Source organism: Sulfitobacter sp. (assembly GCF_041552635.1).
Classification (GTDB): domain Bacteria; phylum Pseudomonadota; class Alphaproteobacteria; order Rhodobacterales; family Rhodobacteraceae; genus Sulfitobacter.
On sequence record NZ_JBFEKM010000163.1, the window covers coordinates 1 to 9,011 of the forward strand.

At 58.7% G+C, this 9,011-nt stretch carries 8 protein-coding genes; all 8 read left to right on the forward strand.

Going from position 1 to position 9,011, the window contains the following annotated elements:
- On the forward strand, positions 1–940 hold a 940-nt coding region (locus tag ABYT07_RS16545; RefSeq protein ID WP_372993139.1), incomplete at its 5' end, for a TRAP transporter large permease.
- Positions 941–950: 10 nt separating this feature from the next.
- Complete coding sequence (locus tag ABYT07_RS16550) at positions 951–2,111, forward strand: M24 family metallopeptidase (protein ID WP_372993140.1); 1,161 nt, start codon at positions 951–953, stop codon at positions 2,109–2,111.
- Positions 2,112–2,133: 22 nt separating this feature from the next.
- A complete protein-coding gene (locus tag ABYT07_RS16555) occupies positions 2,134–2,820 on the forward strand; it encodes a TetR/AcrR family transcriptional regulator (protein ID WP_372993141.1) in 687 nt (228 codons plus the stop codon).
- Entirely contained in the window at positions 2,817–3,134 is a 318-nt protein-coding gene (locus ABYT07_RS16560; protein ID WP_372993142.1) for an antibiotic biosynthesis monooxygenase, read from the forward strand. The genes ABYT07_RS16555 and ABYT07_RS16560 overlap by 4 nt, the downstream gene beginning before the upstream one ends.
- A gap of 23 nt (positions 3,135–3,157) precedes the next feature.
- Entirely contained in the window at positions 3,158–4,792 is a 1,635-nt protein-coding gene (locus tag ABYT07_RS16565) for an AMP-binding protein (protein WP_372993143.1), read from the forward strand.
- Between the two features lies 1 nt (position 4,793).
- Entirely contained in the window at positions 4,794–6,056 is a 1,263-nt protein-coding gene (locus tag ABYT07_RS16570; protein WP_372993144.1) for a hypothetical protein, read from the forward strand.
- Between the two features lie 20 nt (positions 6,057–6,076).
- Positions 6,077–7,753: an amidohydrolase gene (locus ABYT07_RS16575; RefSeq protein WP_372993145.1), complete on the forward strand. Its 1,677-nt coding sequence runs from the start codon at positions 6,077–6,079 to the stop codon at positions 7,751–7,753.
- Positions 7,750–8,808: a GTP-binding protein gene (locus ABYT07_RS16580; RefSeq protein ID WP_372993146.1), complete on the forward strand. Its 1,059-nt coding sequence runs from the start codon at positions 7,750–7,752 to the stop codon at positions 8,806–8,808. The genes ABYT07_RS16575 and ABYT07_RS16580 overlap by 4 nt, the downstream gene beginning before the upstream one ends.
- Positions 8,809–9,011: the final 203 nt, after the last annotated feature.

A 9,011-nucleotide genomic window follows, 5' to 3' on the forward strand; every position in this document is an offset into this window, starting at 1 on the left:
CTCTGGCTCTTCGATCGTGACCATGCTGGCCATCGGCAGCGTGATTTACCCTGCCATGCGCGAGGCGGGCTATACGAACAAGTTTGCGCTTGGCACGGTGATGTCGGGCGGCACGCTGGGCATAATCATTCCGCCGTCGATCCCGCTGATCCTCTACGGTTTGGTAACCGAAACCTCGATTGTCGATCTGTTCCGCGCGGGCGTTGGGCCGGGGCTTTTGCTTGTCAGCCTCTTTGCCATCTACTCGGTTGTCGTCAATCGCAACATGAAAACAGAGCGTTTTTCCTTCTCCGCTTTGATGCATGCCCTGCGTGACGGGATTTGGGCGCTGATGATGCCTGTCATTCTTCTTGGTGGTATTTATTCGGGCTTTTTCTCTCCTACCGAAGCGGCGGCAGTCGCGCTGGTCTATGCCGTGATTGTCGAACTGGCGGTGCATCGTGAAATCGGGTTTTCCGATCTAAAGGCTGTTGTTCTTGAAGCGGCAAAGCTGGGCGGGGCCCTATTTCCGCTGATTGCCGTCGCCCTCAGCCTCAATCTTATCCTGATAGAGAACCGCGTACCGGATCAGATGGTGGATCTGGTGGACGACTGGATCACCAGCCCCGTGACCTTCATCATCATGGTGAACCTGTTGCTGCTTGCCGTGGGTGCCTTCATGACCACGGCCGAAGCGATCCTGATTCTCGGTCCGATCCTGGCACCGATTGCGGTGTTTTACGGCTTTGACAAGGTTGTCTTTGGTATCATCATGATCGTGAACCTCGAGATTGGCCTTTTGACGCCACCGGTTGGGCTGAACCTGATCGTCGCCATGAGCGCGTTCAAACAGAAGTTTGGCTTGCTGGTGCGTGCCGCAATCCCCTTCATCCTGCTGATGGTTTTTGCCCTCGCGTTGATCTCGTGGTTGCCTCAAATTTCACTCTTCATGGTAAGGTAGGAGCCCTCAGATGAGCTATGATCCGATTTGCACACCACCAGAGGCACCCGAGATTAATGCGCGCCGCATCAAGGCACAGGCCGCGTTGGCCGAAGCTGGTCTTGATGCGCTGGTTCTGTTCAACCCTGACAACATATTTTACATGACGAATTTCGCCAACTTCGTGCATGAGCGCCCCTTTGTTCTGATACTGCCCGCCAAGGGCGATCCGGTCTTCGTTATGCCGCGGCTGGAAGAGCCACATGTGCGCATCCGGTCTGTCGGCGCGCTGGAGTTTGCCCCCTATTTTGAGTTTCCAGCCCCCGAAGGGGCGGGCTGGGACACCAAGTTGCAAGAGGTTCTGAGCGGCGTTGCCTCGGTCGGGATCGAGGCAGATTGCCCGCGGTTTCTATCCGATGCGCTTGGGGGGCGTGAAACGGTTTGCCAGATCATCGAAGACTTGCGTGCGATAAAATCGCCGTGGGAAATCAGCCGTCATCACTATTCCTGTGACGTGATGATGCTGGGACTGGAGGAACTGCTGACCCAGTGCAAGCCCGGCGTTCTGGCGATGACGGCTTACGGCGCGGCGTCTGCAAAGATGACGCAAAAGATGTTCAGCGATCTGCCCACTGCGAACATCTTTTCGACCGACCTCAAGGCGGGTGCACAGCCCCAAAAGATCACACATGATCCGCATAACTTCACCGATTTCTTTATCCCTTTTACGGAAGGTGGACCGCATGTCGCGCTCGCGGCGGGGCGCGCCAATGGATACGGTGCCGAGGTTGAGCGGACGTTTTTTCTGGGTCATGTGCCAGAGGCGGCCAAGCGCCCCTTTGACGTGATGATGGAGGCGCGTGCATTGGCCTACGACTTGGCCGCGCCGGGCGCGATCATGCATGACGTAGACGCCGCCGTGAACGCGCTGCTGCGCAAGGCGGGATATCGCGATAACTTGCTACATCGTACCGGACATGGCTTTGGTGTGACGGGGCATGAGGGGCCGTTTCTGGCTGAGGGCGATATGCGCGAAATCCGCCCCGGCATGGTGTTTTCAATCGAGCCCGGGATTTACCTGCCGGAGGTTGGCGGATTCCGGCATTCTGATACGGTACTGATTACCGAGACGGGCAACCACAACATGACGCCCTATCCCGACACGCTCCAGAGCCTCACACTGGCCATCTGATATGAAAACCGAGACGAGGCCTATGCCGCAGAATTCAGAAAAACCAAGCGCCGCACCGAAGCGCAAGCTTAGCAAACGCGGAGCCGAGACCGAACGGAAGTTCCTTGATGCCGCGAACGAGGTGTTCTGGGCCAATGGTTTTGCGGGCTCCAAAATCTCGCAGATCGTTGAGGCCGAAGATCTGTCGGTTGGATCGTTCTATCATCTCTTTGCTGACAAGTCCGAGCTTTTGGAACGCGCCACAGATCGGCTTTTGCGGGATTTTCGCAAAACCTATCAGGGAATGGATCTGAGCAGGGATACCAACGGTGACGTGTTTACCATGCTTTATCGCCTGACGTTGACAGGGCGGCTGTTGATATCGCGCCACCGCGGCATCTACCGTGCCACAGCCGAGCTTGCGCAGAATGATTTTTCGGGCTTCGGTCCTATGCAGACGATTGCCCCCGCCGTTGTCGACGCGGTGCGTGACGTTCTGCCCGATTATGCCGATCAATTGCCGCAGACACCGAACCCGGCCGATATTGCCTATGCCGTCCAGCTTATCACGATGAGCGCATTGCAAACCGAACTGGGTATGGGCCCGCATTTCCCCACTGACCTTCGGGCCTTTGCCCAAGTAATCGCAAGGGCGGCCTGTGGCGTGCTGCATTATTCGGGCCAGACCGACCGGCCAAATGTCGGACAGGACGAGGACACAGGAACATGACAATCATGAGTAATATGCAGATCAAGCTGCGCGAAGGAACCCGACCACAAGCTGTCGAAGCCTTTCTCAAGCGTGGTATTTTCGACGAATGCGCCGCAACGATCCCCGGTTTTCTCTGGGCGCGCCTGCTTGAGGTGGAAGGCGCACCGGATCATCTGTCTGTCATCAGCGTCTGGACCGACAAGGCCGCATTCGACGCTTGGGTGATTCATCCCGTGCGCGATCGCCAAGAAGCCGATCTGGCGCATTTTCTGGCCGAGGCCCCGCAAACACAGCTCTATACCACGAAGGCGGTATTCGAGCGTAATTCCTGATCTATCTGACAAGGCAACCGATCATGACCCATATCTGGCATCAAAACTACGGCGACAAACCCAAACACATCGAATGGGAAAACCTCGGCTCGATGGCCGATGTGATCGAGACAGCACTTGAGAAATTTGCGGACAAGCCGGCCGTGCATTGCCTTGGCACGACACGCACATACGGCGAAATCGACAAGGCAAGCCGTGATCTGGCGGCCTATCTGCAAAGCGGGCTTGTGCAGGGCAAAGGTGACCGCGTGGCGATCATGTTGCCAAATATCATGGCCTTCAATGTCGCCAGCTATGCGGTCATCCGCAGCGGTATGGTTCAGGTCAACGTGAACCCGCTTTATACCCCGCGCGAGCTGAAGCATCAGCTGAACGATGCGGGCGTCGAGACCATCATCATCGCTGCAATGGCCACGCCGACACTGGCGGCGATCATTGCTGAGACAGATGTGAAGAACGTGATCACCGTGCAAGTTGCCGATCTGATCGACGCCCCTGTGCCGCCTGCCAAAGTGGCGGAGGGTCTGGGCACCACGGTCGCGCTCAGCGATGCGCTTGCCCAAGGCGCGGACATGGCGTTCGAACGCCCCGCGATCAGCCAAGACGACCTGTTGTTCCTGCAATATACCGGCGGCACCACGGGGCTGTCCAAAGGCGCGATGCTGACCCACGGCAATCTGGCTTCGAACATGGTCGTCTATGACTGGCTCGCCGGTGAAATCACCAATGAGGGCGAAGAGATCATCGTCACGCCTGTGCCCATGTATCACATCCTCGCGCTGATGGTCTCGGTCCTGAGCTATACACGCTACGGCGCGCTCAATGTTCTGATCCCGAACCCGCGCGATATGGATATGTTCATCGGCGCGATCAAACACTTCCGCTTCACCGCCTTTGTCGGCGTCAACACGCTCTATAACGGGCTGCTGCACACACCCGCCTTTGCCGATGTCGACTGCTCGGCGCTCAAGGTGTCGTGGGCAGGTGGTTCTGCCGTGCAGGAAGTTGTCTCCAACAAGTGGAAAGAGCGCACCGGCATTCACATCAAGGAAGGGTACGGCCTGTCCGAGACTTCGCCAGTTGTGTCGATGAACCCTGTTTCATTTGAAGGGTTCAACGGAACAATCGGTGTTGTCATGCCCTCGACCGAAGTGAGCATTCGCGACAATGAGGGCCGCGAGGTGCCCCATGGCGAAGCAGGTGAGATTTGCATCAAGGGCCCGCAAGTCATGCAGGGCTATTGGAACCGCCCCGATGCCACGGCCGAGGTGATGACAGACGACGGTTTCTTCAAATCGGGTGATATTGGTCTGTTTACCGAAGATGGCCTGCTCAAGATCGTGGACAGAAAAAAGGATATGATCCTTGTGTCGGGCTTCAACGTATTCCCCAATGAGATCGAGGAAGTCGTGGCCGCCATGCCCGGCGTGATGGAAGCGGCCTGCGTCGGTGTCGCGGATGCCCGCAGCGGCGAGGCGGTGAAACTTTTCGTTGTGAAAACGGATAAGAGGATCACGGCAGACAGCGTCATCGCGCACTGCAAGGAGAACCTTACAGGCTATAAGGTGCCGCGCCATGTCGAATTCATAAGCGAGCTGCCGAAATCAACCGTTGGCAAAGTCCTGCGGCGCGAATTGCGCGATGCGGGAACCGCCTGATATGGGCGCGCCTCTCGAGACGGATTTGGGCAAGCTGGCAGAGGATTATGTCAGACTTGCCCTGCATCTGCACAATCACGACCCGAACCCTTATATCTTTATCGGGGACAAGGCGCAGCAAGCCGCGATCAAGGAAGACAAGCGCCCTTTGCCCGCGCTGGAAGGTGCCTTTGCGCGGCTGCGCGGGGGGCTTGAGGCGGCGGATGTGTCCGGTTCAAAGGACGACAGCTTCAGGCGCGCCCTGTTGGCTGACAGGGCTGATGCGCTGATTGCGCGTGCCGCCTTGTTGCAAGGGCATATGCCAGAGAGCTTCGAGGCCGAGGTTGAAGCCCTTTATTCCGTCAGCGTCCCCGAGCTGCCCGAAGAGCACTTTCGCGCGCTGGCGGCCGAGTTGGAGCAGATCATTCCCGGCAGCGGGCCGTTGCCAGAGCGGATGAGCGCGTTTCGGGATCGCTTTCTCGTGCCGCATGATCATGTCGAAAAGGTTGTTGCCGCGACGCTGAAGGAGGCGCGCAAACGCACCCGCGCGCATCTGGACCTGCCAGAGGACGAGGGCATCACCCTGCTTATGAACAACTTTGGCGCGTTTGGTGCCTTTGCGGAATACCTCGGCAAGGGGCGCACAAATGTGCATTTCAGCACAACCATGCCTTTCCACGTTGACCGCGCAATCGAGCTGGCAACGCATGAAGCTTACCCCGGCCATCACATTCAGGCGACCCTGCTTGAGGCCGAGATGCTGGACAAGCGCGGCTGGCGCGAATGGGAAATGCTGCCGCTATTCGGAGCGCATACCATCGTGGCCGAGGGTGCGGCCAACTACGGTGTCGGCCTCAGCTTCACCCGTGCGGAACGCATCGCCTATGACCGCGATGTGGTGCTGCCCATGGCGGGCCTGAAACACCTCACCCCCGAGATCGAGACCTACCACCGCTATGTCGACTACGTGGAGCGGCTGAACTATGCCCGCAACGAGGCAGCGCGGCGCTTCCTGTATCAGGGCTGGAGCCGTGAGCGCGCCATCGACTGGCTGGTGGCGTATGGCCTCGAAACCCGCACCATCGCAGAGATGCGCCTGAACATCATCGAGGCGATCCGCAGCTATGTGATCACCTATAACTACGGGCTTGATTGGGTCACGGAGCACATCGAAGGAACAGATGCGCCTGATACGGCGCTGCGGTGGCAACGCCTGCGCGCGCTGTTCGAGAAGCCTGTGATGCCTCTGCGCGCACACTGGAACATGGCCCCACGCAGGCCATGACTTAGGATAAGGGGACGGAGATGACGAAACTCAAGGTATTCACGGCAAAGCGCATTCGCACCATGGACGCGGGGCGACCTTTGGCCAATGCGGTGGCGGTCAAGGACGGGCGTATCGTTTCGGTCGGAACGCTGGAGACAATGAAGCGCTGGTTGGAGCGAGAAGAGTACGAGATTGATACCAGCTTTGAGGATAAGGTGGTTTTCCCCGGCTTCATTGATCCGCATACGCATCTTCAGGCCTCGGGCGTATTGATGGGCATGACCTATATCGGGCCGCTCGACCAGAACGGCCCAAACGGATTTGACGAAGGTCTCGCCTCGCGCGAGGCGGTCTTTGACAAACTGCGCAAGGCGGTTGCCGAAGACCCTTCCTCTGACAGTCCCGTGCTGGCATGGGGGTTTGATCCCGCGCTCCACGGCGGCCAGCTTCACCGAGACGAGCTTGACGCGATCTCCTCCACACGCCCGATCTGGACGATGACCTATGCGCCGCATGTGGTGGTGGCTAATACGCCGATGCTGGGGCTGATCGGGGTGGACGAGAGCACCAATGTCTACGGCATTGAGAAATACGAGGACGGGCGGCTGAACGGTCAGTTCATCGAGCTGGGCGCTACAAGTATTGCTTTGCGTCCCGTCATAGGGTTTCTGGCAGATGCAGAGCGCGGGGCCAAGGCATTGCGCACCCAAGCGCGCACGGCGCAGAGGGTCGGCATAACGATGACCGCCGATATGGCGTTCGGAAAGCTCGGCGTAGATTATGAGCTCGCGCTGCACAGAAAGGTTGTCGAGGATGAGGATTTTCCCCTTCGTATGCTGCTCGTTCCGCTTGGCGCTGGCATCAGCGCGGCCCATGGCAAAAACGCGCCAGACTATCTTAAATCCCTGATGGCGCAGAACACCGACAAACTGGCGGTGCATGGCGTCAAGTTCATCAACGACGGCTCCTATCCTGCCCAGACCTTGCGCCTGCGCTATCCCGGCTATCTGGACGGCCACGAAGGGCACCGTGGGGAAACCCCTTGGGACGAACTTGTCGAGACGATGCTGCCCTATTGGAAAGCGGGCTTCCAGATCCACAGCCACGCCAACGGCGATGAAACCGTCGAGATGACGTTGGACCTGCTGGAGCAGTTGCAGCTGGCGCATCCGCGCTTTGACCATCGCTTTACCATCGAGCATTACTGCATCAGCACGCCAGATCAGGCGCGGCGCCTCAAGGCGCTGGGGGGCCTGGCCAGCGTCAACAACATGTTCGTGCATTACCGCGCCCTGCTGCATGCCGACAGCGGCTTTGGCTTTGACCGCGCCGAGGCGACGGCGCGGCTGGGATCACTGGAGCGGGAGGGCGTTGTCTTTGCTCTGCATTCCGATTTCTCTCTGGTGTTGACGCCGATCAGCCCGCTGGCCGCTGTCTGGATCGCAGTGAACCGGATCGCGCTGGACGAAGAAACCGTGTTGGCCCCCGGAGAGCGTATCAGCGTGGACCGCGCCATGCGCGCAATCACCATCGACGCGGCCCATGTGATTGGACGCGATGCGGTGCACGGCAGCGTCGAAGTAGGCAAACACGCCGATTTCACCGTGCTGGATGATGATCCTTACGAGGTCGATGTGGCAGACATCCGCGACATCCGGGTCCATGCCACGGTGCTGGCAGGCCGGACCTTTCCGACAGACGCGCAACCGGCATGAGTAGGCCTGCAACAGCCACCCCCAAAAACGCCACGCCGGCAGAGTTGCGCCGCGCCCTCGACACTGTGGACTTCCTGTCCGGGTTGGTCGAGGTGGCGGCGTTGAACCGCACCAAACGCCACAGCCGCAGCACCGCCCTGCCTGTGGTGGTGGTGGCCGGCTTTTTGGGGGCGGGCAAGACCACGCTGATGCGGCATTTGCTGACCGCCAATCATGGCATGAAAATCGCCGCATTGGTAAATGACTTTGCCGCGCTCAACATTGATGCGGCGCTGATTGCCAATGTCACGGGCGATACGACCGCGCTCGACAATGGCTGCATCTGTTGCAGCCTGTCAGGCGAGGTTGCCCGCGCTCTGGCCGACATTAGCGCACGGGACGATACGGTCGACGCCGTTTTGGTCGAGGCCAGCGGCGTCTCCGATCCTGCGGGTATCGGGCATGTGGCCGCCGCCGTTGATGGCGTTTCGCTGGATTGCATCGTGACGGTTGTGGACGCGGCAGAAGCGGGCGAGGCGACCGCTTGGGATGACCTTCTGACCACTCAGGTGGCACCCGCAAATCTGGTCTTGCTGAACAAGACCGATCTGGTGACCCCGCAACAGGTCGATACGCTTGTCGCACAGCTGACCGTCCTTGCGCCGCGCGCACAGATATTGCGCACCTCCCAATGCGCCGTGCCCCCCGTTGTCATCTTTGAGGCCGCGAGTGCCCCAAAGCTTGATGGCGCGTCCGGGAGCGGGCAACATGATCACGGATTTTCAACAATGCTGCTCAGCGCCACGCAGCCCATTGAGCGGAGCGAACTGGAGGCAGTGCTCAACAATATGCCTAGCGGCGTTCTGCGGATAAAGGGATTTGTCAGGCTGGCGGAGGCCTCTGAAAAAACCATGCTCTTGCAAACAGTGGGTCGCCGCTGGAGCTGGCACGACGCACCGCAGGCCACGGAGACGTCAAAGCTCGTCGTGATCGGCCTGACGGCGACACTGGACACTGGAACTATCACAAAGCGGTTTGCGCCGCTTGGATTGGAGCCTGATGCAGCAGGAAATTGAAACTGTTGATAGGTGCAACCATACACAGCTTTTGCAATGACTGAAGCTCTTGTGCTGTATTCTAAAGTTTACGCGCCGTTTTGAGCAGATGGGGAAACCTCAATTGGTCATCCCTTTTTATGCGGCGGGGAAAAAACCGATCTCGGTTCTAATCTTCTTCAAAAGGGGGGGCAAGGGGCAGAAGAACTGAAAGACCTCTTTGC

Bases quoted from the DNA above. Each gene is read 5' to 3' on its own strand.
- ABYT07_RS16550 (WP_372993140.1), top strand. From the start codon at position 951: ATGAGCTATGATCCGATTTGCACACCACCAGAGGCACCCGAGATTAAT.
- ABYT07_RS16555 (WP_372993141.1), top strand. From the start codon at position 2,134: ATGCCGCAGAATTCAGAAAAACCAAGCGCCGCACCGAAGCGCAAGCTT.
- ABYT07_RS16560 (WP_372993142.1), top strand. From the start codon at position 2,817: ATGACAATCATGAGTAATATGCAGATCAAGCTGCGCGAAGGAACCCGA.
- ABYT07_RS16565 (WP_372993143.1), top strand. From the start codon at position 3,158: ATGACCCATATCTGGCATCAAAACTACGGCGACAAACCCAAACACATC.
- ABYT07_RS16570 (WP_372993144.1), top strand. From the start codon at position 4,794: ATGGGCGCGCCTCTCGAGACGGATTTGGGCAAGCTGGCAGAGGATTAT.
- ABYT07_RS16575 (WP_372993145.1), top strand. From the start codon at position 6,077: ATGACGAAACTCAAGGTATTCACGGCAAAGCGCATTCGCACCATGGAC.
- ABYT07_RS16580 (WP_372993146.1), top strand. From the start codon at position 7,750: ATGAGTAGGCCTGCAACAGCCACCCCCAAAAACGCCACGCCGGCAGAG.